22 protein-coding genes and 1 pseudogene are annotated in these 23,567 nt (G+C 72.1%); 13 read left to right on the forward strand and 10 right to left on the reverse strand.

The window, feature by feature from the left end; all coding sequences use genetic code 11:
• Positions 1-4 precede the first annotated feature (4 nt).
• Together JK359_RS22155 and JK359_RS22160 are read left to right on the forward strand one after the other, a co-directional pair.
• Positions 5-547 (forward strand): hypothetical protein, encoded by a 543-nt coding sequence (locus tag JK359_RS22155; protein ID WP_201838282.1) that lies wholly within the window; start codon positions 5-7, stop codon positions 545-547.
• Entirely contained in the window at positions 547-1,521 is a 975-nt protein-coding gene (locus JK359_RS22160) for a serine/threonine-protein kinase (protein ID WP_201838284.1), read from the forward strand. The genes JK359_RS22155 and JK359_RS22160 overlap by 1 nt, the downstream gene beginning before the upstream one ends.
• Here the strand turns inward: JK359_RS22160 and JK359_RS22165 are convergent.
• On the reverse strand, positions 1,518-2,795 hold the full coding sequence (locus tag JK359_RS22165; protein WP_201838286.1) for a streptophobe family protein: 1,278 nt from the start codon (positions 2,793-2,795) through the stop codon (positions 1,518-1,520). The genes JK359_RS22160 and JK359_RS22165 overlap by 4 nt on opposite strands.
• A 179-nt stretch (positions 2,796-2,974) precedes the next feature.
• On the opposite strand from JK359_RS22165, the pseudogene JK359_RS22170 reads away from it, so the two are divergent.
• Positions 2,975-4,204, forward strand: a pseudogene (locus JK359_RS22170) (DUF6777 domain-containing protein); the annotation flags it as partial.
• A gap of 726 nt (positions 4,205-4,930) precedes the next feature.
• Complete coding sequence (locus tag JK359_RS22175) at positions 4,931-5,383, forward strand: ATP-binding protein (protein ID WP_201838288.1); 453 nt, start codon at positions 4,931-4,933, stop codon at positions 5,381-5,383.
• A 33-nt stretch (positions 5,384-5,416) separates the two neighbouring features.
• Here the strand turns inward: JK359_RS22175 and JK359_RS22180 are convergent, their stop codons facing one another.
• The gene (locus tag JK359_RS22180) at positions 5,417-6,304 is read right to left on the reverse strand and encodes an RNA polymerase sigma factor SigF (protein WP_201838466.1); all 888 of its coding nucleotides are present in this window, start codon (positions 6,302-6,304) and stop codon (positions 5,417-5,419) included.
• Between the two features lie 278 nt (positions 6,305-6,582).
• Here JK359_RS22180 and JK359_RS22185 point away from each other — a divergent pair, with 278 nt between their 5' ends.
• Both JK359_RS22185 and JK359_RS22190 read left to right on the forward strand, forming a co-directional pair.
• Complete coding sequence (locus JK359_RS22185; protein ID WP_201838290.1) at positions 6,583-7,053, forward strand: helix-turn-helix domain-containing protein; 471 nt, start codon at positions 6,583-6,585, stop codon at positions 7,051-7,053.
• A gap of 140 nt (positions 7,054-7,193) precedes the next feature.
• Positions 7,194-7,676 carry a VOC family protein gene (locus tag JK359_RS22190; protein ID WP_201838292.1) on the forward strand — a complete coding sequence of 161 codons (483 nt, stop codon included), beginning with the start codon at positions 7,194-7,196 and terminating at the stop codon, positions 7,674-7,676.
• Positions 7,677-7,698: 22 nt separating this feature from the next.
• Here JK359_RS22190 and JK359_RS22195 read toward each other — a convergent pair whose 3' ends face one another.
• The 5 genes from JK359_RS22195 to JK359_RS22215 all read right to left on the reverse strand — a co-directional run bounded on the left by JK359_RS22195 (position 7,699) and on the right by JK359_RS22215 (position 13,338).
• Positions 7,699-8,604, reverse strand: coding sequence for an aminoglycoside phosphotransferase family protein (locus JK359_RS22195; protein ID WP_236678238.1), 906 nt, complete (start codon positions 8,602-8,604; stop codon positions 7,699-7,701).
• 52 nt (positions 8,605-8,656) lie between these two features.
• Positions 8,657-9,541: a geranyl diphosphate 2-C-methyltransferase gene (locus tag JK359_RS22200; protein WP_201838294.1), complete on the reverse strand. Its 885-nt coding sequence runs from the start codon at positions 9,539-9,541 to the stop codon at positions 8,657-8,659.
• A 48-nt stretch (positions 9,542-9,589) separates the two neighbouring features.
• Positions 9,590-10,642, reverse strand: coding sequence for a family 2 encapsulin nanocompartment cargo protein terpene cyclase (locus JK359_RS22205; protein WP_201838296.1), 1,053 nt, complete (start codon positions 10,640-10,642; stop codon positions 9,590-9,592).
• Positions 10,643-10,659: 17 nt separating this feature from the next.
• Entirely contained in the window at positions 10,660-12,102 is a 1,443-nt protein-coding gene (locus JK359_RS22210; RefSeq protein WP_201838298.1) for a family 2B encapsulin nanocompartment shell protein, read from the reverse strand.
• Positions 12,103-12,315: 213 nt separating this feature from the next.
• A complete protein-coding gene (locus tag JK359_RS22215; protein ID WP_201838470.1) occupies positions 12,316-13,338 on the reverse strand; it encodes a zinc-binding alcohol dehydrogenase family protein in 1,023 nt (340 codons plus the stop codon).
• A 170-nt stretch (positions 13,339-13,508) separates the two neighbouring features.
• Here JK359_RS22215 and JK359_RS22220 point away from each other — a divergent pair, with 170 nt between their 5' ends.
• Together JK359_RS22220 and JK359_RS22225 are read left to right on the forward strand one after the other, a co-directional pair.
• The gene (locus JK359_RS22220) at positions 13,509-14,303 is read left to right on the forward strand and encodes a VOC family protein (RefSeq protein WP_201838300.1); all 795 of its coding nucleotides are present in this window, start codon (positions 13,509-13,511) and stop codon (positions 14,301-14,303) included.
• Positions 14,304-14,336: 33 nt separating this feature from the next.
• Positions 14,337-15,029: a ribonuclease H family protein gene (locus JK359_RS22225; protein WP_201838302.1), complete on the forward strand. Its 693-nt coding sequence runs from the start codon at positions 14,337-14,339 to the stop codon at positions 15,027-15,029.
• On the opposite strand, the gene melC2 is transcribed toward JK359_RS22225, so the two are convergent.
• Together melC2 and melC1 are read right to left on the reverse strand one after the other, a co-directional pair.
• On the reverse strand, positions 15,030-15,851 hold the full coding sequence (melC2, locus tag JK359_RS22230) for a tyrosinase MelC2 (RefSeq protein WP_201838304.1): 822 nt from the start codon (positions 15,849-15,851) through the stop codon (positions 15,030-15,032).
• Between the two features lie 35 nt (positions 15,852-15,886).
• The gene (gene melC1 / locus JK359_RS22235) at positions 15,887-16,264 is read right to left on the reverse strand and encodes an apotyrosinase chaperone MelC1 (protein ID WP_201838305.1); all 378 of its coding nucleotides are present in this window, start codon (positions 16,262-16,264) and stop codon (positions 15,887-15,889) included.
• Positions 16,265-16,596: 332 nt separating this feature from the next.
• Here melC1 and JK359_RS22240 point away from each other — a divergent pair, with 332 nt between their 5' ends.
• From JK359_RS22240 to JK359_RS22250, 3 genes are all read left to right on the forward strand, one after another.
• Entirely contained in the window at positions 16,597-17,787 is a 1,191-nt protein-coding gene (locus JK359_RS22240; protein WP_201838307.1) for an FAD-dependent monooxygenase, read from the forward strand.
• Positions 17,788-18,015: 228 nt separating this feature from the next.
• Positions 18,016-19,509 carry an MFS transporter gene (locus JK359_RS22245; RefSeq protein ID WP_201838309.1) on the forward strand — a complete coding sequence of 498 codons (1,494 nt, stop codon included), beginning with the start codon at positions 18,016-18,018 and terminating at the stop codon, positions 19,507-19,509.
• On the forward strand, positions 19,506-20,099 hold the full coding sequence (locus JK359_RS22250) for a TetR/AcrR family transcriptional regulator (RefSeq protein ID WP_201838311.1): 594 nt from the start codon (positions 19,506-19,508) through the stop codon (positions 20,097-20,099). The genes JK359_RS22245 and JK359_RS22250 overlap by 4 nt, the downstream gene beginning before the upstream one ends.
• Before the next feature lie 36 nt (positions 20,100-20,135).
• Here the strand turns inward: JK359_RS22250 and JK359_RS22255 are convergent, their stop codons facing one another.
• Positions 20,136-21,869, reverse strand: coding sequence for a cholesterol oxidase substrate-binding domain-containing protein (locus tag JK359_RS22255; RefSeq protein ID WP_201838319.1), 1,734 nt, complete (start codon positions 21,867-21,869; stop codon positions 20,136-20,138).
• A gap of 135 nt (positions 21,870-22,004) precedes the next feature.
• Here JK359_RS22255 and JK359_RS22260 point away from each other — a divergent pair, with 135 nt between their 5' ends.
• Together JK359_RS22260 and JK359_RS22265 are read left to right on the forward strand one after the other, a co-directional pair.
• Positions 22,005-22,988, forward strand: coding sequence for an aldo/keto reductase (locus JK359_RS22260; protein WP_201838321.1), 984 nt, complete (start codon positions 22,005-22,007; stop codon positions 22,986-22,988).
• A gap of 53 nt (positions 22,989-23,041) precedes the next feature.
• Positions 23,042-23,536: a DUF6328 family protein gene (locus tag JK359_RS22265; protein WP_201838323.1), complete on the forward strand. Its 495-nt coding sequence runs from the start codon at positions 23,042-23,044 to the stop codon at positions 23,534-23,536.
• The last annotated feature ends 31 nt before the right edge of the window (positions 23,537-23,567 follow it).

The following is a 23,567-nucleotide window of genomic DNA, read 5'->3' on the forward strand; positions in this document are numbered from 1 at the left end:
TGCGATGAGCGCACCCGGATTCCGGCCCACGCACGTCGTCCCGCCGCGCGGCTTGCCCGCATGGGAGGCTCCGGACCCGGCCCGGCCGACCGCACCCCTGGACCCGCTGCTGCCGGTGCAGCTCGTGGAGCGGCGCGGCGACTGGGGATACATCCGCTGCCACAACGGCTGGGGCGCCTGGATCGACGGCCGTCACCTGATCGCCCTGCCCGAGGACCCGCCGACCGCCGACGGACCCGACGGTGCCGCCGATCCACGCCCCCTCCTCGCGCAGTCCGAGAGGTCGTTCGGCGACTACCGGGCCGCCGTGGAGGCGCTCGCGGCGGGCGGTCTGGACAGCGAGGGCTTCGAGAGCCGCACCCGTGGCCTGCGGATCGGGATCGTCGTCGACGGCGAGTCCATGTGGCTGTACGACCCGCAGGAGGGCCGCTGGGTGTACGCCGACGGACGCCGGCTGACCACCTACGCCACCGACCGGGCGGTCACCGACCCCCATGACACCGGGCGCGCCCCGACCCGGCTGGTCACCCCCGAGGACGAGGGCTGATGGCACGCCAGACCAGCCTGTTCTCCGGACGTCCCTCGGAACTGATCGGCCGGCAGGTGGCGGGCTACCGGATCGAGAGCGAGGTGGGGCGCGGCGGCATGGCCGTGGTGTTCCGCGCCCGGGACCTGCGCCTGGACCGCACCGTCGCCCTCAAACTGCTCGCCCCTGAACTGGCCCGCAACGACACCTTCCGCAAGCGCTTCACTCACGAGTCCCAGGTGGCCGCCGCGATCGACCACCCGCACATCGTGCCCGTCTTCGAAGCCGGCGAGACCGACGGCGTGCTCTACATCGCCATGCGCTACGTCTCCGGCAGCGATCTGCGCCACCTGCTGGACGTACGCGGCCCGTTGCCGCCGCAGGACACGGTACGGATCGCCGCCCAGGTCGCCTCCGCCCTGGACGCCGCCCACGAGCACGGACTGGTCCACCGGGACGTCAAACCCGGCAACATCCTGGTCGCCGAGGGCACCGACAGCGACCACCCCGAGCACGTGTACCTCACCGACTTCGGGCTCACCAAGAAATCGCTGTCCCTGACCGGTTTCACCAGCGTCGGCCAGTTCGTCGGCACCCTCGACTACGTGTCCCCGGAACAGATCTCCGGGCGCCCGGTGGACGGCCGCTGCGACGTCTACGGCCTCTCCTGCGTCGTCTACGAGACCCTCACCGGCCGCCCGCCGTTCCAGCGTGACGACGACATGGCCCTGCTGTGGGCGCACCAGTACGACGAGCCGCCCCCGCCGAGCGAGGCCCTCCCCGGCCTGCTCCCGGCCGTCGACCGCGTCTTCGCCAAGGCCCTGGCCAAGAGCCCGGACGACCGCTACGAGACCTGCCTCGCCTTCGTCGCCGCCCTGCGCACGGCCACCACCACCGGATCCACCGACAGCCTCACGGACGCGGTACCCGACCGCACGGAAGTCGTCGAGGCCCTGCCGCCGCCCCCGTGGGCACAGCCGGTCTTCCGGGCCTAGCCGGGACCGGAGACGTCCACCGGTCCCCTGCGGCGCACCGGCCGGGCGCACAGGCCGCCCAGGAAACCTGCCACCAGCCCCCACAACGCGCCCAGACCCACCGCCTGCCACAGCCGGGGACTGAGGAACAGCTCTCCGGACAGGCCGCCGCCCAGGTCGCTGATGCCGAGCAGGGACAGCCCGTAGCGCGCCGCGACGCGGCCCGTCAGACACATCATCAGCACCGTCAGCGCCAGTGCGACGGCCAGGTGCAGCGCGTGCTGCCGGAGCCGGATCCGGGCGGGGGAGCGGACGGCCATCCGGAAGGCCACGGCGAGCAGCAGCACGGCGTCCACGACCACCAGCCACCACATCCGGCCGTCGTACGCGGTGAGCGAGCGCAGATTCAGCTCGGACACGTCCGGCGTGCGCAGGATCCGGTTTAGGACGTGCGGCGCAGGCAGGCCGAACGGGCCCTCCACGCGGCCGTTCCAGGTCGCGCCCAGGCCGCAGGTGACGGACAGCCAGACCAGATTCGGCAGGCCGAGCAGGATCAGCGCGAACATCTCGGCGGCATGCCCGCGGACGGCGATCGTGATCAGCGAGGCGACGAGCCAGATGACGCAGTAGGCGAGGATCATCTCCAGCATCGCGTGCGCCGCCGGACGCACCGACTCCTGCCGACGCAGCAGGCGCCCCGGCAGCGGCGCCCCACGCGCCATCAGCAGCGCCAGCAGCAGCACCCCGGCCAGCCACAGCAGCCCGAACAGGACGGTCAGCGGCACGTTCGCGGTGAACCCGATCCTCGGCGCCGCGTCCAGCAGCCCGGTCACCTCGCTGAGGGTGCCGCTGCCCACCTCCACCGCGAAATCCTGCCGGGCGGCGAAGGCCAGGCCGGTCAGCGCCGCCAGCCACAGCACGACGATCCGGGCCGCCCAGCCGGCCAGTTCCCTAGCCGAGGCGACCGCCCGGTGCCGCAGCGGGCGCAGGAAGCCCGTCCCGAGCACCAGTGCGCCGACGAGCGTCACCGACAGCGGCAGCCCGGTGAGATCGCCCTGTGTGCCGGCGAACACCCCCGCGCTGCCGGAGACTTCGACGCTCCCGCCGACCGCCGCGACCAGGGTCGCGGCGACCACCCGGGGGAAGGCGCCGTCCGGCAGGTGCGCGGCACCTGCCGCCACCAGCCCCAGCGCCGCCACCAGCACCATGACGGCCAGACCGGACAGCACCACGGCCACGGCCTGTCCCCAGCCGTGGCGGGCTACGGGCCGCGCGGAGACGGTCGGAGGGCTCACTCTTGCCACGCTAAGCAGCGGCCGGGTGCCTCGCCCGCCGGGTGGGCCGTCCGCGTCGGCTTGCGAGTTGTACGGTACATCGACACACAATGGGATCAATGTGCAGGCAAATGCACTCTTGAGCGTTTCAGCGGATCTGTCGTCTGTGAAGCCGCACATTGCGACGGGAAGAAGGGCTCGTGAGCGTCCAACCTCCCTCCTCCGGCCGTCCCACCGGGCCGCCCTCAGGCCCCCTGTCCGGCTCCTCCAGGCCCCCTTCGGGGCCACCGCCCTCGGAGCCGCCGGCCGGCGGCACCGGGCCCGAGGGGCCGCACGGGCCGTGGTGGAGGTCGGTGCCCCGCATCGCAGCAGTCACCACCGCCCTGGTCGCCGCCGTGGTCCTCGCGGTGGTCTTCCTGCGCCCTGGGGGCGACAACACAGCCAAGGGCGGCGAGGTGTTCCTGCAGTCCGCCAACAGCACCGGCCCCGACCCCTTCACCACGTCGACGGCGAAGGAGAGCGCGGTGTCGCCGGAGGCGACGGCGACACCTGGCCCGACGACCACCTCACCGGGTTCGGCCGGCACTCCGGGGGAGGAGCGTTCCTCCGTGCCCAGCGTCAATGCTCTGCAGGGCGTGGACGGCGCCGCACCCGGCCTGTACGGCGGCACCCGCAACGTCTCCAGCTGCGACGTGGAGAAGCAGATCAAGGCCCTGGCGGCCGAACCCGCGAAGAACCGGGCGTTCGCCTCCGAGGCAGGCGTCACGCCCGACGGCGTCCCCGGCTACCTGCGCTCCCTCACCCCGCTGCAACTGCGCGCCGACACCCGGGTCACCAACCACGGCTACCGCGACGGGGCCGCCACCAGCTACCAGGCCGTCCTCCAGTCGGGCACCGCCGTGCTGGTCGACGACCGCGGCGTACCCCGGGTGCGCTGCGCCTGCGGCAACCCGCTCACCGAGGCCGAGCCGCAGCCCGGCACCCCGAGGACGACGGGCGACCACTGGGAGTCGTACCACCCCGAGACCGTGGTGCACGTGACGCCCGCACCGAAGCCCGTCAAGGTCTTCGTGATCTACGACTCCCACCGCAAGGAGTGGGTCAACCGCCACAGCGGCGACACCCACAGCCGCCGCGACCAGCACGCCAAGCCTCCGGCGCATCCGTGGCACCCTGCGAAGCCGCCGGTCAGGCCACCGGCCCACTGCTCGGGCGGGCCCGGTGAGACGCCCGGCGGGGCGAATCCCTGCCCGTCGTGGTCGGGCTCGGGCAAGCCGCCCTCGTGGTCCGGTTCCGGTGAACCGTCATCGCCGGGCTCCGGCAAACCGTCCTCGGGCAAGCCGTCGTCCGGTTCCGGCAAACCGTCGTCCGGTTCTGGCAAACCGTCCTCGTCGTCGAGTTCGTCCCCGTCCGAGTCCGAGTCGAAGTCCGAGTCGCCTTCCTCCGGGTCGTCGTCCGAGGAGCCCTCGTCCTCGGCGAACTCCGAGTCGGAGCCGGAGTCCTCCTCCGAGTCGCCGTCGGAGTCGTCGTCCGAGTCGTCCTCGGAGCAGTCCTCCGAGTCACCGTCGTCGGAGAATTCGCCGGAGAAGTCGTCGGAGTCGGCTTCCTCCGAGTCCTCCGCCTCCGAGTCCGGGACGTCCGAGGCCCCTTCCTCGGGGTCGGAGACGTCGGGCTCCTCGGAGCCCTCGGCGGGTACGTCCGAGCAGTCCAGCCAGCCGGCCGAGAACAGCGCCAGCCAGGAGCAGACCTCTTCCCAGGAGCCCTCCGGCCAGCAGACCGAGTCGCAGCAGCAGGAGTCGCAGCAGGAGCAGCCCGGCACCGAGCAGCCTGGCACCGAGCAGCCTGGCACCGAGCAGCCCGACAACAACCAGCAGCAGGACCAGCAGCAGGACCAGCAGCAGGACCAGGGCGGCGGGGACCAGGGTGACGGCGGCGGTGACGGCGGCGGCGGCGGTGACGGCGGCGGCGGTGGCGACGGCGGAGGTGGCGGTGGCGACGGCGGCTGAGCTGTCCGGCCGTACCCGCCCCCCGACAGGCGTGAGCCTCACCACTCTGCGCGGACGGCGAACGGATCCGGTGGACTGCCGGGCCGGGCTCGGGGTACGAGGACTGGTGCAACAGCGACCGGGCGGACCGGGCTTCCGAGAGAGAACAGCATGATCGAGCACCTGGGCGGGGCAGTGATACCGACTGGTTTCGACGTACCCGTGGAGCCGCTGCGGCGCGCGGCGCACTACACCGGCGAACCCGGATGCATCGCCGAGGCGCGCGCCTTCGCGGCCCAGTTCCTGCAGCAGCTGCGCACCGAGTGGTGCGCGCCCACCGACGGCCGCGCCGACGGCGAGCTGCTGCTGATGGTGAGCGAGCTGGTCACCAACGCCGACCAGCACAGCAACGGGCCCTACATCCTGGAACTGGAGGGTACGGACACCTCGGTGGCGGTCTCCGTGTACGACAGCAGCAGCGCCCTGCCCCGTCGTTACCCGAAGGACCCCGCACGTGTCGGCCGGCACGGTCTGGAGATCGTGCACGCCCTCGCCGCGGAAGTCACCGTCGAGCGCGTGCCCGTGGGCAAGCGCGTCCGCGCGGTCTTCGAACTGAACCGCTGAGGCGCTCGCGTACGAGCGCCTCAGCGTGCAGGGTCAGGCGCAGCCGAGTTCGCCGAGCATGCCCTGGCGCAGCCGGGTGATGATCCGCTTGATCAGGCGGGAGACGTGCATCTGGGAGCAGCCGAGCCGTTCGCCGATCTCCGCCTGCGTGGCCTCCTCCACGAACCGCATGTGGATGATCTGCCGGTCGCGGTCGCTCAGCTCGGCCATCAGCGGGGCGAGTGCGTGGAAGTCCTCGACGAGCTGCAGCCCTTCCTCCTCCACGCCGATGAAGTCGGCGAGCACGGCCTCGCCGTCCTCGGGGCCGTCACCGGTGAGCGCGGCATCCAGGGAGGCGGAGTTGTACCCGTTGGAGGCGAGCTGGGCCTCGACCACCTCGTCCTGGGGGATGTTCATCAGCGTGGCCAGCTCGGCGACCGTCGGGTCCCGGTCCAGCCGGCTGGACAGCTCCTCGCGCGCCTTGGCCAGTTCCACGCGCAGTTCCTGGAGCCGGCGCGGCACGTGGACCGCCCAGGTCGTGTCACGGAAGAACCGCTTGATCTCGCCGACGATGTACGGCAGCGCGAAGGAGGTGAACTCGACCTCGCGCGACAGTTCGAACCGGTCGATGGCCTTGATCAGGCCGATCATGCCGGTCTGGACGATGTCCTCCATGTCGTCCCCGCGGCCGCGGAACCGGCCGGCGGCGAACCGCACCAGGGACATGTTCATCTCGATGAGGGTGTTGCGCGCGTACTGGTACTCGTGCGTGCCCTCCTCCAGCTCGGCGAGCCTGCGGAAGAACTGGCGGGACAGCTGGCGTGCGTCCCTGGGGGCGACGGACGCCGGGTCCGGGATACCAGGCAGTGACCCCTCGCCCGTCCTGTCCTGCGCGGTCCTCTCGACCTCTGCTTCCGACCGGATCACGGCGGCGGTGTTCATTACCTCTCCCACGAAAGTCACGGTTCGACGTCTGCGGTGCGGCTCCTGTTCCGAGCCCGGACAGGCCGCATGCCCTGCGGGTACCCGGTATGCGGCGGGTCATGCATACCTGCCGGGACGCTCACCCGGCGGGTACCCCCGGTGACCGCTCGCATGCACCCGGCGCGCCGCTCTGGCCGGAAACAGCCGCCCCACAGGCCTGAGACGGCCGGCGATTTCCCTCAGGGCGCAACGCCAGGCTCTTAAGTCCCCTGCGGCACCGCTCCTAGGCTGACGGAATGAGCAACCCGGTGGGCGACGAAGCCCGAGTGATCCCCCTGCGCCCGGAACGAGTTATCCCCTCGCGCCCCGACCGAACGGTCTCCCTGCGCCCGGCACCCGACCGAGCGGTCCCCCTGCGCCCGGCACCGGCCCGCCCGGACGTGCCGGAGGCTGCGTCCGGGGCCGGGGAGCCCCTGTGGCGTGATCTGGTCGGCGAGGTCCTGCGCCGGGAGCGGCGGGCGCAGGAGCGCACCCTCAAGGACGTGGCCGACGCGGCCCGGATCTCCCTGCCGTACCTGTCCGAGGTCGAGCGCGGCCGCAAGGAGGCCTCCTCGGAGGTCCTCGCCGCCGCGGCCCGTGCCCTCGGTCTGGGACTCGGCGACCTGCTGTCGCTCGCGCACGGCGAGCTGGCCCGGCGCACGGCCGCACCGCAGCGCTCTGCCACCGCGCCCCGCCGCCCGTACCAGGGCCTGTGCCTGGCCGCCTGACCCCTGCCGGCCGGTGATGACACCGGCCGGGACCGGCCGACCGGGTGAACCGGCGATGTGTCCGATGAGTTCCGGGGCGGGCGGCGGTCGATACAGGTGACCGTGTTCCACGCCGCGTTCCCGCGCCCCAGGAGGTGCTCATGACCACCGACGGATTCACCACGTGTCTCTGGTTCGACGGCCAGGCCGAGGAGGCCGCCCACTTCTACGTGTCCGTCTTCAAGGACTCCGGCATCGGGCGGATCGTCCGGTGGACCGAGGCCGGCCCCGGTCCGGCCGGTACCGTGCTGACCGTGGAGTTCACGGCCAACGGCCAGAAGTTCGTCGCGCTCAACGGCGGCCCCGAGTTCACGTTCAACGAGGCGATCTCCTTCCAGATCTCCTGCTCCGACCAGCAGGAGATCGACCACTACTGGACGAAGCTCACCGAGAACGGGGGCGAGGGCGGCCCCTGCGGCTGGCTCAAGGACAGGTTCGGCGTCTCCTGGCAGGTCGTCTACGCCCCGCTGATCGACATGGTCGCCGACCCGGACCCGGAGAAGGCGGCGCGCGCCACCCGGGCCATGATGGGCATGGGCAAACTGGACGCCGCGGAGCTTCAGAAGGCGTACGCCGGCGAATGACCGCGGCCCCGGAGGGCCGACGTCACCGCAGCCCGGCCTCGGCGAGGATCTCGGCCACCACATGCCGGGAGTTCTCGGCCAGGGCCGGGTTGGTGTCCCAGTAGTACGGCAGCTGGATCAGCGAGACCGACAGTGCCCACCCGCGGCCGCGCGCCCACTCCGCGTCGTCCGCGCCGACCGCCGCGCGGAAGGTGTCCCGGGCGCTCGCGGGCAGCAGGTTCCAGGCCACGATCAGGTCCACGGCCGGGTCGCCGACCCCCGCGCAGCCGAAGTCGATGACCGCGCTCAGCCGCCCGCCGTCGACCAGCACGTTCCCGGGGGAGAGGTCGCCATGGGCCCACACCGGCGGCCCGGTGTGGACCGGGGCACGCAGGGCCGCCTCCCACAGGGACGTGACGGCGCCGGTGTCGGTCCTCCCGCCCAGCTCCGCGATGGCCGCGCGCGTGGGCTCGTCCCGTTCGGCCAGCGGGCCGCAGCGGTAGCCGGGCGGCCCGTCCCGCGGCGGGATCCGGCGCAACGCACGCACGAACGCCCCGAGGTCCCCGGCGAGACGCTCCGGCTCCGCCACGGCGCCGGCCACCGGATTGCGGCCCTCCAGCCAGCGGTGGACGGACCATGGCCAGGGATATCCCTCGCCCGGTTCGCCGGTGCCCACCGGTTCGGGCACCGGGACCGGCAGCAGCGGACCGAGCCGGGGCAGCCAGTGCTGTTCGAGTGTCAGGTCCGGTACGGCGCCGGGCCGCCGCGGGAGCCGGACCACGAGACCGGTGCCCAGCCGGAACATGGCGTTCTCGGTCCCGGACGACGTCAGCCGCCGCACGGGCAAGGCGGCCCACTGCGGAAACCGGCCGGCGACCAGGCGCTGGACCAAGGGGGCGTCGAGATCGATCTCGTCCGCGTGCATCCTCTGGGTGTTCACGGTACTCATCGAACTCATCCCAGCGCCTCGACGCCCACGCTGTCGACGGGTTTTCGCCGCCTCAGATCCGGTCGGCCACGATCAGCAGATACTGGAAGCTGCCGTTCTTGTACGCGGTGAGGAACGTGTCCTCGATCCCCGTCACCAGATGGTCGGCCTGCTTGCGAAGCTCCCAGTACGGGATCGTCGCCTCGGTGAGGTCCTCCACGTGGACCGGCACCAGCCGGTTGTTCGCCATCGCCCGGAAGTACTCCGACCTCGGGTGGATGTCGCAGATGTAGTGCGCGTTGATCAGGGACACCTCGCGTGAGGCCCGGCCGTAGGAGTCGTTGTAGCAGCCGGTGATCGTCACATAGCGTCCGCTGCGGCGCAGCAGCCTGGAGTGCTCGGCGAACAGCAGCTCCAGCTCCACGTACATGGTGGACTCGTTGTTCCACGAGGCGGCGTACGCACCCGACTCGAAGCCGGTGTCCAGCATGTTCCGGTGGTGGTAGCGCACCTTGTCGCCGACCGCGCGCTTGCGGGCCATCTCGTTGGCGAAGTCGGCCTGTTTGGCGGAGATGGTGACCCCGTCCGCGTGGCAGCCGTAACGCAGGTTCGCCACGATGCTCCCGCCGCCCCGGCCGCAGCCGGCGTCGAAGACCCGGTCCGCCGGTGTGAGCGGGCCCAGGTGACCGGCCAGCACTTCGGCCTGGGCGTGCTCCAGGCGGTGCAGTTCGCCGGTGATCCGCTCCGTGCGCAGATCGGGATCGGTCTCGTCGAGCACCGACCAGTCGGCGTCCCCGATGCCGTAGTGGTGGTGGTACAGGTCGTCGATCTTTCCGAGTTCGAGGTTGACCGGGTTCTCCTCGGCGTTCCAGTACTCCGCCACGCGGTTCTGGTACGTGGACTGGGTCGGCACCGGAGTGGACGAGGTGGTCTTCCGGGCGACAGGGGCGGTGGTCAACAGGTTCTCCTCGAGCTGTTTCTGACGGTGTTCCGGTGAAGCTGCGGGTTACCAGTAGTCGGGCAGGTGGTAACGCCTGGTGTTGGTCGAGTGCCACTCGTGGTTGCCGGAGACCCAGGCGGCCAGGCCCTCGGCGTAGCGCGCGATCAGCGGCGAGGCGGCGGACAGGGCGGCCGACTCCTCCTCGAAGGCCTCCATGATCCGGTTGTGGATGTCGACGGACTTCAGATAGGCCGCCTTCAGCCCGCGCCGGTCGTTGGCCGCCACGACCTGGGGCAGATTGAGATGGTCCGGATCGCTCGCCAGCTCCTTGGTGAAGGAGTACAGGTCGTTGACGATCGTGGTCGCGTTGCAGGCCAGCGCCGTGATCCGCTGGATCTCCGGACGGGCGTAGACCGGTTCGGGCAGTTCGTAGCCGTCCACCGCGTCGACGATCGACAGACAGGGCCGGAAGTTGTTGAACTGCCGCATCACCAGGTACTCCCAGACCCGCGGCGTGTACCGGGTCTGCATCCAGGCCGCCTCGCCCAGGTACCCGAGGTGCAGCCGGGCGATGTCGTGCACGAACCGGTCGGTCTGGCTGGGCGTGGCGAAGCCGGCGAAGTCCTCGAGGGCGAAGTGGTAGGAGCGCAGCGGACCGTCGGCCCGGATGCCCTCACGCCACTCCTCCTCCAGCTCCGGGATGCCGTGGAAGGGGTCGAGCGCCGACTGGGCGATGATCAGGGGGCCGCCGAGACCGCGCCGCGATCCGCCCCGCCCCTCGTCCTCCTCGCAGTAACAGGAGTCGACGATGTTCTCGGCGAGCAGCAGCTTGCCGGCGGCGGTGAGCCGGTCGAGGTCGAGGCCGCCCGGATGCTGGAGCACCACGGCCCGGCCGAACTGGAAGTCCGAGAAGTCCCCCTTCCAGGCCTCGGGGAACAGGTCCAGCTCCCGGGCCCAGGCCTCCAGGCGGCGGTCGAGTTCGGCGGCCTTCGCCGGGTCGGCGGGCGCGGCCGGCCGGTAGTGCAGTCCGGGGATCGCCCCGGTGCGCCTGGCCGGACGCAGGCTCTGCGCGATGTTCGGCGGCCCGGGCAGGACGTACGAGTGGGTGGTTGCGCTCATGGGTGTGCTCCAGGCCGTCAGTCGGCGGTGCGGCCGAGCTGGACGTTCTCCAGGATCCCCGCCGCGTCGGGGACCAGAATGGCCAGCGAGTAGTAGGCGGTGACCAGGTAGTTGATGACGGCCTGTTCGTTGACGCCCATGAAGCGGACGTTCAGGCCGGGCTGGAACTCCTCCGGGATGCCGGTCTGGTAGAGACCGATGACCCCCTGGTCGGCCTCGCCGGTGCGCAGCGCGATGATGCTGCTGGTGTGGTCCTCGCTGATCGGGATCTTGCTGCACGGGTAGATCGGGACGCCTCGCCAGGCCGGGATCTCGTGCCCGTCGACGTTCGCGGTGCCGGGTACCAGTCCGCGCCGGTTGCACTGCCGGAAGAACGCCGCGATGGCCTTCGGGTGCGCGAGGAACACCTTCGTCTTCCGGCGCATGGAGAGCAGCTCGTCCATGTCGTCCGGGGTCGGGGGCCCGGTGAAGGAACTGATCCGCTGCCCGTAGTCGATGTTGTGCAGCAGACCGAACTCGCGGTTGTTGACCAGCTCCCACTCCTGGCGCTCGCGGATCTCCTCGACCGTGAGGCGCAGCTGCTGCTGGGTCTGGTCCATCGGGTTGTTGTAGAGGTCGGCGACCCTGGAGTGCACCCGCAGCACGGTCTGGGTGAGCGACAACTCGTACTCGCGCGGCGCGAGTTCGTAGTCCACGAAGCCGCCTTGCAGGGTCGGTTCGCCGACATGACCGGCCTGCACCGGGACCTCGGCCTCGCCCTTGCGGTTCATCGGCAGGTTCTGGCGGTCGACATAGGCGCGCAGATGGGCGTCCAGGGACGGCGCCCGCTCCATGAACTCCTGGACGACCGCCCAGGGCAGCGCCAGCACCACGGCCGCCGTCTCCGCCCGGACCGAGGTCAGCCACAGCGGGTCGGACTGGCCGACCGCCTCGTCGCCCATCTGGTCGCCGTCGGTGACGACCCCGACGATCTCCTCCTCGCCGTACTTGCCGGCCGCGTACCGGGTGAACCGGCCGTGCACCACCAGGTACGCCTCGGTGACCGGCTGCCCCGCCTCGAACAGCACCTGCCCGGCGCGCACCTCGCGGGTCTGGAAGCGCCCGGCGATCTCGGTCAGCACCTCCAGGTCGTCGTAGCCGCGCAGGATCGGCAGTTCGGTGAGGGTCTGCGGGATGACCCGGATGTCGTCCCCGCCGTTCTGCTGGAAGCTCACCCTGCCGCGTCCGGTGCGCAGCTGGAGGCGCCGGTTGACCCGGTAGGTGCCGCCCTTGACGTCCACCCACGGCAGGGTCTTCAGCAGCCATCGCGAGGTGATGGCCTGCATCTGCGGTTCGGACTTGGTGGTCGTGGCGAGCTGGCGTGCCGCCAGGGTGCTGAGACTGGTGAGCTGCCCGTCGGCGGCCGGGGCGGGTTCGGGCTCGTCGACGGCGGAACCGATGACGCTGTCCGGTGTGGACACATTCCCTCCAGCAGAGAGGTCAACAAGGGTGACCTGAAAGGTCGGTGGTGTGCGAGGTGGTGGTGCGCACCGACAAGCCAAACAGCCGTGGTGATCTTCCGGTACGGCGCAAATGGGGCGGTTGCGTGTCCTAGTTGCGCAAACCTGTTGTCAGGTGCGGAAAAGGGCGCGTTGCACGATCATGCGCCGTCTTCCCGCTCTCGTGCCCGGGTGTCAGGAGGGCCGGCCCGGGGAAAGGTCGTTCACCAGTACGGCGGCCCCGTCGAAGCGGTCGGCCTTCAGGTCCCGCAGGGCACGCGGGGCCTCGGACAGCGGGTAGGCGTGGGTCGTCGCCCGCACGCCGTGCCGTTCGGCCAGCGCCAGGAACTCGCGCCCGTCGGCCCGGGTGTTGGCGGTGACACTGCGCAGCTCGCGCTCGTAGAACAGCTCGCGTTCGTAGCGCAGCGGCGGTATGTCGCTCAGGTGGATGCCGGCGATCGCCAGCACCCCGCCCCGGTCCAGGGCGCGCAGCGCGACCGGGACCAGGTCGCCGGCGGGGGCGAACAGGATCGCCGCGTCCAGCGGTTCCGGCGGCGGGCCGGTCGCGTCCCGCGCGGACGCGGCCCCCAGCTCCCGGGCCAGGCGCCGGGCGGCCGGGTCCCGGGTCAGCACGTGCACGGTGGCTCCCTCGGCGAGCGCCACCTGGGCACACAGATGGGCGCTGCCCCCGAAGCCGTAGAGCCCGAGCCGGCCGCCCGGCCGCAGGCCTGTGCGCCGCAGCGCCCGCAGACCGATGATCCCGGCGCACAGCAGGGGCGCGGCCGGCACGTCGGGCAGGGCGCCGGGCAGCCGGTAGGCGAAGGCGGCCGGCACGGTGGTGTACTCCGCGTAGCCGCCGTCGGCGTCCCAGCCGGTGTACTGCGAGCGGGGGCACAGGTTCTCGGCGCCCCGGGTGCAGTGGGCGCAGGTCCCGTCGGTGCGGCGCAGCCATGCCACGCCCACCCGGTCGCCCTCGGCGAAGTCCCGCGCCGCGGGTCCGGCCCCCACGACGACGCCCACGACCTCGTGCCCGGGCACCACCCTGGCCCGGTGCACCGGGAGATCCCCCTCCGTGACGTGCAGGTCCGTCCGGCACACGCCGCAGGCCCGCACCCGCACCAGCAGCTCGTCCGTGCCGGGCACCGGCACCGGTCGCTCCACGAGCCGCAGCGGGTCCCCCTCGGCCGGCCCGGGCCGCACCACCGACCACGCGTGCATCGTCGCCGCCGTCATCGCGTCCGCCCTTCCGAGACAGAGGCCGCCTCCTCCAGTGTCCGGCGGGTCACCCGTTCGGCGCGCGGGCCGACGGCGGGGTGGCTAGCGTGAAATGCGGGACGCGGCGCGTGTGGGGCACCGTGCGCCCGGGAGAATCCAGGAGGGTCCTGATCATGGCCGTGCAACCCGAGGGAACGCCCTGTTGGGCCGATGCGATGTTCAGCGACATCGAGGGAGCGAAGCGGTTCTACGGCGACGTTCTCGGCTGGACGTTCGGCGAGTCGTCGCCGGAGTACGGCCACTACACGCAGGCCTACGTGGACGGCAAGGTCGTGGCGGCCGTGGTACCGCCCATGCCCGGCCAGGAGGGCCAGTCGCAGTGGTGCCTGTACTTCGCGTCGCCGGACGCCGCGGCCACCGCGGACAAGATCCGGGAGAACGGCGGCGAGGTGCTGATGGAGCCGATGCAGGTCGGCGAATTCGGCACGATGTGCCTGGCCCGGGAGCCCAGCGGAGCGGTCTTCGGCGTGTGGCAGGCCGGCACCCACGAGGGCTTCGAGGCGACCGGCACGCCGGGCGCCTACTGCTGGGCCGAGGTCTTCACCCGTGACGCGGAGCAGACCGACGCCTTCCTCTCCGCCGTGTTCCCGTACCGGATGAAGGAGATCGAGGACGACGCGGTGGACTTCCGGATGTTCGACGTCGGTGAGGACACCGTGCTCGGCCGGATGCGGATGACCGACGACTTCCCGCCCGAGGTGCCGTCGTACGTCAACGTCTACTTCACCGTGGGCGACTGCGACGCGGCCGTCGCCCGCGCCACCGAGCTGGGCGGCATCCTCCGCTTCGGCCCCATGAGCAGCCCCTTCGGCCGGTTCGCGGCGCTCAGTGATCCGCAGGGCGCGAACTTCTCGGTGATCGACATCACGACCACCGAGGGCGAGATGCCGAAGATCAACGACGTCTGAACGGCCCGGACCGGTGCCCCGCCCGGCCATGGCATGATCGAGCGCATGCGTGAACGAGTGGTGGCCGCGTGCGACGGGGCTTCGAAGGGGAACCCCGGGCCGGCCGGATGGGCATGGGTGGTCTCGGACGACGAGCGGAGCCCGGCCCGCTGGGAGGCGGGCCCGCTCGGCCGGGCCACCAACAACGTCGCCGAGCTGACGGCCCTGGAGCGGCTGCTCACGGCCGTCGACCCGGACGTGCCGCTGGAGGTCCGGATGGACTCCCAGTACGCGATGAAGGCCGTCACCACCTGGCTGCCCGGCTGGAAGCGCAACGGCTGGAGGACGGCCGCGGGCAAGCCGGTGGCCAACCAGGACCTGGTGGTCCGCATCGACGAGCTGCTCGACGGCCGGTCCGTCGAGTTCCGCTACGTCCCGGCCCACCAGGTCGACGGCGATCCGCTGAACGACTTCGCCGACCAGGCGGCCAGCCAGGCGGCATCCGTCCAGGAGCCGGCCGGCAGCGCGCTCGGCTCGCCGGAACCGCCGCCGTCGTCCGGCACCCCGGCCGCCGGTGCCCCGCGCAAGAAGGCGCCCCGCCGCACCGGCGGGGCGGCGTCCTCCCGCACCATCAGCGCGAAGTTCCCCGGCCGCTGCCTGTGCGGCCGGTCCTACGCGGCCGGCGAGAAGATCGCCAAGAACGCGCAGGGCTGGGGCCACCCGGAGTGCCGTACCGCCGAGGCCTGATCAGGTGTCGAACGTGTAGTGCTTGCTGTGGTCCAGCAGGTCCGCCGGACGCACGGTGTTCCACGGCTTCATGGTGTCGCCGAGATCCACCACGTTCGGCGTGCCGCCCGCGGGCACGTACGCGGCGCCCGGGTGCCGCCGCTGCCACTCCGCCCACAGCTTGTCGACGTAGGCGTGGTGCAGCCAGAACACCGGGTCGTTGGGGGAGACCCCGGTGGCCATCTGGCCGCCGACCCAGACATGGACGCGGTTGTGCAGGTTGACCCCGCGCCAGCCCTCCAGGTGGTTGCGGAAGCCGTCCGAGGAACTGTTGTAGGGCGGCATGTCGTACGTCGCGATCGACAGCACCGACTCCACCTCGGCCCGCGTGGGCAGCTCGCGCACGCCGGTGCCGAGCGAACGGCGCAGGAAGGTACGGGCGTCGACGCGTACCTCGACCGGCCAGTTGCCAGTGGACGCGGCGAAGGGGCCGTCCATCACCCGGCCGTCGCTGCTGCGCCCGGTGCCGCCGAGGAAGTCCGGCGCCCACAGCGAGGCCCGGACGGTGCGGTCGGTGCTCCAGTCCCAGTAGGGCAGCGCCACCGAGGAGTCCACCGCCTGCAGCGCCTGTTCGAAGTCGAGCAGGAATCTGCGGTGCCAGGGAAGGAAGGACGGGGAACGGTGGCCCGTTCGCTCACCGCCGTCGGTGTCGGACATGATGAACTCGTTGTGGGTGCGGACGAACTCGTCGTAGCGTCCGCTGCGCTTGAGTTCTATGACGGCGTCGGTGAACCGCTTCTTCTCGGTGGCGGTCAGGGCGGCCTGGTTCTTGCGTACGGTCATGGTGCGGGGGGCTCCGGAAGTCCTTGCGGTGGCGGTCAGTTGGCGGGGAACGGCAGCAGCGGTGCGCCCTGCAGCTCGTCCACCGCGGCACGGGCGGCGGCGCGCGGGTCGGCCACCGGGTCGTAGTGGCTGACGACGCTGATCCAGGTGCCGTCCGCGTTCTGCATCAGGTGCAGTTGCACGCCGTCGACGAACACCGCGTAGCCGCCGCCGTGTTCGTGGTGGTGTCCGCCTCCGCTCGCCGGACGGCCCTGTATCCGGCGGCCCTTGTAGACCTCGTCGAAGGAACCGGGTGAGCCGGGCTGGTGGTGGTCGGCGGCCGACGCGGCGTGCGCGGCCAGCGTGGCGGCCGAGGCCGTCGCGGCGACGGCGGCTGCCGCGGTGAGCGCGCGGCGCCGGGTGAGGTCGGGCATGCGGGTCCTCCTGAAGAGTGGTCGAGTGGGGACGACGCATGCTTATCGGGCCGTTCCGGTACGGAAGAAATCACCTGGGACCGGTTGGCTTCGATCCGGACAATTAGTCACATGTCGTACAGGCTTGAACTAAGATGATCTTGCTTCGGCCGCTCGTCCGTGCATAGCGGAACGGGGAATTCCTTGCCGTGCGGACCCGCTTCCCGGTGATCCTTCCCGGGCTGCCCCCGTCCGAGTGGCGCGGCTCACCGTCGCAGACTGACGCGATCGTTCGACCCTCCGCCCTGCTACTCTCCGGACCCGTCCGAGCACGTCGAGTGACTGTCAGGGGTGTGCACGTGAAGGTCGTCTGTGTCGGGGGCGGGCCCGCGGGCCTGTACCTCTCCATCCTGCTCAAGCGGCAGGACCCGTCCCACGACGTCACCGTCCACGAGCGCAACCCCGAGGGCTCGACCTACGGGTGGGGCGTGACGTACTGGCACGGGCTGCTCGACAGGCTCCGGGAGAACGACCCCGACTCGGCGCGGGCGATCGAGGCCCACTCCGTCCGCTGGAGCGACGGCGTCGCTCACGTGGGCGGCCTGACGGCCCGGCATCGCGGTGACGAGGGCTTCGGGATCGGCCGGCACCGGCTGCTCGACCTGCTCGCCGACCGGGCCCGCGCCCTCGGCGTCCGCCTGGAGTTCGAGAGCGAGCTGACCCGGCCGCCCGCGGACGCGGACCTCGTCGTCGCGGCCGACGGCGTGCACAGCGCCCTGCGCACCCAGCACGCCGACCGGTTCGGCAGCCGGACCACCGAAGGCCGCAACCACTACATCTGGCTCGGCACCACCCGGGTCTTCGACGCCTTCACGTTCGCCTTCACCGAGACCGCGCACGGCTGGATCTGGGCCTACGGCTACGGCTACAGCGGCGACCACAGCACCTGCGTCGTCGAGTGCTCGCCGGAGACCTTCACCGGTCTCGGACTGGACCGGGCCGACGAGGGCGAAGGGCTCGCCCTGCTGGAGAAACTCTTCGCCGACGTGCTCGACGGCCACCCCCTCATCGCCCGTCCCGGTGCCGCCTGGCTGAACTTCCGCACCCTCACCAACCGCAACTGGCACCACGGCAACCTGGTCCTGGTCGGCGACGCGGCCCACACCACCCACTACTCCGTCGGCGCCGGCACCACCCTCGCCCTGGAGGACGCCATGTGCCTGGCCGGCGCCCTCCGCGAACACCCCCGCCTGCCGGAGGCGCTCGCCGCCTACGGGCGCACCCGCCGCACCGAGCTGCTGTCCGTGCAGAGCGCGGCCCGCTACAGCGCCCAGTGGTACGAGAACCTGCCCCGCTACATCCACCTTCCCCCGCACCGGATGTTCGCCCTGCTCGGCCAGCGCCACTCGCCGCTGCTGCCGTACGTCCCGCCACAGCTCTACTACGGCCTGGACAAGGCCGCCGGACAGCTGGAAGCACTGCGCAGGTTCAAGCGCTGGCTCGGCCCCCGTGCGGCCCGCGCCCTGCACGCCCGCCGCCACTAGCCGGCTCCTCCCCCTGGCAGCACCGGGCCGAGAGGCTGACCGCGGACCTCTCGCCCCCACGTCCGACGGCGTCCGGGACCACTCCATCCACCACTGCGTGACGGCCCTGGAACAGAACCTGGCCCGAGCCGCCGGACGCCCGTCCGGCCCGGAGAAGTTGGTGAATGGCCATTCACTCGATAGGGTGAATTGTCATTCACCGCGAATCCGTGCCGCTCAGGAGCGCCGATGGACCAGCCCGCCCCCACAGTCCCGTCGCCCGGCACCGGCACACCGGCGCCCCGACTGCGCGACCGGCTCACCATCCCGGTGCTGGCCTCGGGCGGCATCCTCATGGCGGTCATGCAGACCGTGGTCGTCCCCCTGCTGCCCGACCTGCCCCGGGTCACCGGAGCGTCGGCCGCCACCGTCTCCTGGACGGTCACCGCGACCCTGCTCGCCGGCGCCGTCCTCACCCCGGTGCTCGGCCGGGCCGGCGACATGTACGGCAAGCGCCGGGTGCTCACCGCCGCGCTCGCCCTCATGACCGTCGGCTCGGTCCTGTGCGCGCTCTCCTCCGACATCGGCGTGCTCATCGCCGCCCGTGCGCTGCAGGGCGCCGCCGCCTCCGTCGTCCCGCTCTCCATCAGCATCCTGCGCGACGAACTCCCGCCCGAGCGCCGGGGTTCGGCGGTCGCCCTGATGAGTTCCACCGTCGGCATCGGCGCCGCCCTCGGCCTGCCGCTCGCCGCGCTGGTCGTGCAGTACGCCGACTGGCACACCATGTTCTGGCTGACCAGCGCCCTGGGTGCACTGGGCGTCGCGGCGACCTGGTGGGCGGTGCGGGAGTCACCGGTGCGGGAACCCGGCCGGTTCGACGTCCTCGGCGCGCTCGGCCTCGCCGCCGGCCTGGTCTGCCTGCTGCTGGGCGTCTCGCAGGGCGGGACCTGGGGCTGGGGGAGCGCGCGGGTCCTCGGGCTGTTCCTCGGGGCCGCCGCCGTGCTCGCCCTGTGGTGGTGGCAGCAGCTGCGCACCGCGACGCCGCTGGTCGACCTGCGGCTGGTCACCCGCCCCCGGGTGGGCCTGTCCCATGTGGCGGCCCTGCTGACCGGCTTCGCCTTCTACGCCAACTCGCTCGTGACCGCCCAGCTGGTACAGGCCCCCAGGGCCACCGGCTACGGCCTCGGCCTGTCCATCGTCGCCACCGGACTCTGCCTGCTGCCCGGCGGCGTCACCATGCTGCTGTTCTCCCCGGTGTCCGCCCGCATCTCCGCCACACGCGGCCCGCGGATCACCCTCGCGCTGGGCGCCGCCGTCATCGCCTGCGGCTACGCGCTGCGCATCGCCGACAGCCGCGACCTGTGGATGATCATCCTGGGTGCCACCGTGGTGGCCACCGGCACCACACTCGCCTACTCCGCCCTGCCGACCCTGATCCTGCGGGCCGTACCGGCCGCCCAGACCGCCTCCGCCAACGGCGTCAACGTCCTCATGCGCACCATCGGCCAGGCCGTCTCCAGCGCGGCCGTCGCCGCTGTCCTCGTCCACCACAGCAGTCCCCTCGGCGGCGTCCCCGTGCCCACCCTGCACGGATACCAGCTCGCCTTCGCCATGGCGGGCGCCATCGCCCTCGCGGCCTGCGCGGCGGCCCTGGCCATCCCCGGCGACGGCCCCGCCGGCGGCACCCGGTGCGCCCGGGGGACCACCCGGGGCACCCGGGACGAGGCGATGGAGGGAGCATGAGGACCATGACCACGCCCCCCGGCCGGCCGGCCGCCCCCGCACGCCGGGACGCCGAGGCCACCAAGGCCGACATCCTCAAGGCGGCCCGCCACCTCCTGGCCCGGCACGCGCACGCCGACATCACCCTCAAGGACGTCGCCGACCGGGCCGGCGTCAGCCCGCCGTTGATCCTCAAGTACTTCGGCAACAAGGACACCCTGTTCGCCCGTGTGATGTCCTTCGACACCGACGCCGACACCCTTCTCGACGCCCCGCTGGACGACCTCGGACGGCACATGGTCCGGCACGTCCTGTCCAGCCAGCGGGAGCGCGGCGCCGACCCGCTGCTGCGCATCGCCTTCGCCCCGCTGCACGGTGACCACGGCGACATTCTGCGCGCCAACTTCCGCGCCCAGGTGACCGAACGCCTCGCCGCTCGGCTCACCGGCCCCGACGCGGGCCTGCGCGCCGAACTCGCCGTCGCCGCCCTCGTCGGCCTCGGCGTGATGTACGGCATCGCCCGCGGCCCGCACCTGCGCGACACCGACACCGAAGCCGTCGCCGACCGCTACGGAGCGGCCGTACAGGCGCAGTTGACGCCCGGGCGCTGAATCGCCGCGAGGCCCGGAGCACCGGGCCGCGGGACGTCAGCGCAGCAGCCGGTCCAGGAACCCGTTCGTGAAGACCCGGTGCGGGTCCAGCCGGTCCAGCGACGTGACCGCCCGGGACCAGACCGGCGCCCCGAAGGACCCGGGTACGGACGTGCCGAGCACCCGTGCGTCGCTCCAGGCCGCGTCGCCGGTGTACGCCCAGCCCTTGGACCACTCCACGCGCGCGAGGGAGTGCCCGCCGTCGTGGCTGCCGAGCAGGAAGTCCTCCAGCTCGCTCAGGAACGCCTCGGCGTACGGCGTGCCCGGCAGGGTCAGCACGTCCAGCCAGACCGCGGTGTCCCACTCCGGGTGGGCCGGGTGCGGCCGGAGCGCGGACAGCAGCGGGGCCTCGGCGCCCGGTACACCGGTGTCGGCGGGATCGTCGAGGCCGGTCACACGGATCTCCACCGAGCCGTTGACCGGGAAGCGGCCGCGAGCCGCGTACGCGGCGAGGCGTTCCCGGTAGTACCGGGTGAACTCGTGCACCACGCGCTGCACCCCGGCCCGGGAGGTGAGCACGGCGTACCCGTTGGCCGTGACCCGCAGGGTGGTCGGGCGCAGGTACAGCAGCGTGTTCTTCGACGGCCCCCACAGGTCGGCCGACCCCGTGGCGGCCAGCCCCAGCGAGGCCGCCTCCAGCTGGGCCGCACCGACCAGCGGCGCCAGGTACCAGGCGGCGCCGGAGACGAGCCGTCCCACCAGGCCGGCGACGGGCTCGGGGATGCTGTCCGAGAAGGGGTAGTTGTACGGGGAGGTGACGTGCCGGGAGCCTGGCGGCCGGACCGGGGCGAGGCTCCACTCCTTCAGCCACGGGAACTCGGTGAACGCGAACCAGATCGCCTCCAGCCGGCCCGAACGCCGCAGGAAGGACTCCAGGGTGCGCCCGCCGGAGCCGGGGGCCGCGAACAGTTCCCGGGCCGGTACGTCCGTACGGCTGACGCAGCGCAGGCTGCTGTCCGGGCCGGCCCGCAGGACCACCTCGGTGACGAAGGCGCGGCCGAGATGGGTGAGCAGTGCGGCACAGTCCGGCTCGTCACGGCGGAACGTGCGCAGCACATAGGCCCCGCGGCCGGCGTCCCACACCACCGCCGTCAGCTCCAGCACCCGGTTGCTGAGCGAGCCGTAGGTGCTGCCGGGCGGCGGGCGTTCGCCGTCGGCCGGTACGGCGGTGCCGTGCGCGTCGATCGCCAGGGCCCCGCCCAGGCTCAGGTCGCCGGGCGCGGGTGCCGCCGTGAGCCCCAGCCCGTGTCCCTCCAGGAAGGTGAGCAGGCGCTCCAGGGTGACGCCGGCGCCGGCCCGGACGGCCGTGCCGGACTCCAGGGCGAGCCCGGTCAGGTGGGCCGTGGTGTCGACCAGCAGGACGTCGGCGGAGGCGGTCGTCCCTGCGGTGACCGTGAGCGGCGACCAGCCGTGCGAGCACCCCCGGGCGCGGACCCGCCGGCCGTTGCGCCAGGCCCAGTCCACGACGGCGAGCACCTGCCGGGGGCCGGCCGGGGCACAGGCCCACAGGCCGTCGGCGGTGATCTCGCCCACCCAGTTGCGGTAGGCGGACCGGTAGAGCGCCACCTCGCCGGGAAAGCCCGGGAGTTCGGCCGCGGCCGCCGCCGGGTCGGCCTCGAGGAGCACCGGCACGGCGGCCAGCGCGGCGGCGGAGCGGAGCAGGGCGCGGCGGCCGAACCGGCCCGAAACGGCCTCCGCGGGAGGGAAGTTGCCGACTGAACGATCGATCACGTGATCACGCTAGGCGGCACCGCCGGGCGGACGTCCTTCCGGCGACGCCCCCTCACCTGTCCGGGTGAAAGACGCGCACTTTCCCGCCGGAGCGGCCCGCCCGCGGTACGTCGTACCGGATGACACACTGACGCCATGGACGAACGCGTGATGGGCAGGTCGGGCCAGTGGGCGTCGGTGGTCGGCCTCGGCACCTGGCAGCTGGGCGCCGACTGGGGCGACGTGGACGACAAGGAGGCCCTGGCCGTCCTGGAGACGGCGGCCGAATCGGGGGTCACCTTCTTCGACACGGCCGACGTGTACGGCGACGGGCGCAGCGAACAGACCATCGCCGCCTTCCTGGGGGGTCGTCCCGATCTGCACGTGCTGGTGGCCACCAAGATGGGACGCCGGGTCGAACAGATCCCCGAGAACTACGTCCTGGACAACTTCCGCGCCTGGAACGACCGCTCGCGCCGCAACCTCGGCGTCGACCGCATCGACCTCGTGCAGCTGCACTGCCCGCCCACCCCGGTCTACTCCTCCGACGAGGTGTTCGACGCCCTGGACACCCTGGTCGAGGAGGAACGCGTCGCCGCGTACGGGGTGAGCGTGGAGACCTGCGCGCAGGCGCTGACCGCGATCGCCCGGCCGAACGTGGCGAGCGTGCAGATCATCCTCAACCCGTTCCGCATGAAACCCCTGTACGAGGTGCTGCCCGCCGCGCGCGAGGCCGGCGTCGGCGTCATCGCGCGCGTACCGCTCGCCTCCGGGCTGCTGTCCGGCAAGTACACCAAGGACACGGTGTTCGCGGACGACGACCACCGCACGTACAACCGGCACGGCGAGGCCTTCGACCAGGGCGAGACCTTCTCCGGCGTCGACTACGCCGTCGGCGTCGAGGCCGCCGCCGAGTTCGCCGCGCTCGCTCCCGAGGGGTACACGCCCGCCCAGCTGGCGCTGCGCTGGATCACCGAGCAGGACGGCGTGACCACGGTGATCCCCGGCGCCCGCAACCCGGAGCAGGCCCGCGCCAACGCCGCCGCGGCCAAGCTGCCCCCGCTGCCGGCCGAGACGTTCACCGCGATCCGGGAGCTGTACGACCGCCGCATCAAGGACCGGGTCGAGCACCGCTGGTAGCCGCGGATACGCGGACCGTTTGAAGTGACGGCCGCGGGGTTACATGCAACCGCATGACGGACGCAGGACGCCGCAGGGGGCGCGACGAGACCGAGGAGGAGCGGGCCGACCGGATGTGGGGCGAACTCATCCAAGAGGTGCGGGTGGCCCAGACGGGAGTGCAGATCCTCTTCGGCTTCCTGCTGACCGTCGTCTTCCAGCCCAAGTACGCCGGCCTGGCGACCGTCGACCAGACGATCTACATCGTGACCGTCGTCCTCGGCGCCTGCGCGACCGGCGCCCTCATCGGACCGGTGTCCCTGCACCGCCTGGTCGCCGGCCGGCGGGTCAAACCGCAGGCGGTACGGCTGGCGTCCCGGATGACGTTCATCGGCCTGATCCTGCTGCTCGCCACGATGACGTCGTCCCTGCTGCTGATCCTCCGGGTGGCCACGCACGACGGCTATGTGCCGTACCTGGTGGCGGCCGTCGTCGCCTGGTACCTCGTGTGCTGGTACGGCCTGCCGCTGTGGTCCCGCCACAGGCACACCGCCCGCCCGGAAGACTAGCCCGGCCCACGGCGGGGCGTTCCGCTCAGCG

This window comes from Streptomyces actinomycinicus, assembly GCF_016741775.1.
Taxonomy (GTDB): Bacteria; Actinomycetota; Actinomycetes; order Streptomycetales; family Streptomycetaceae; genus Streptomyces; species Streptomyces actinomycinicus.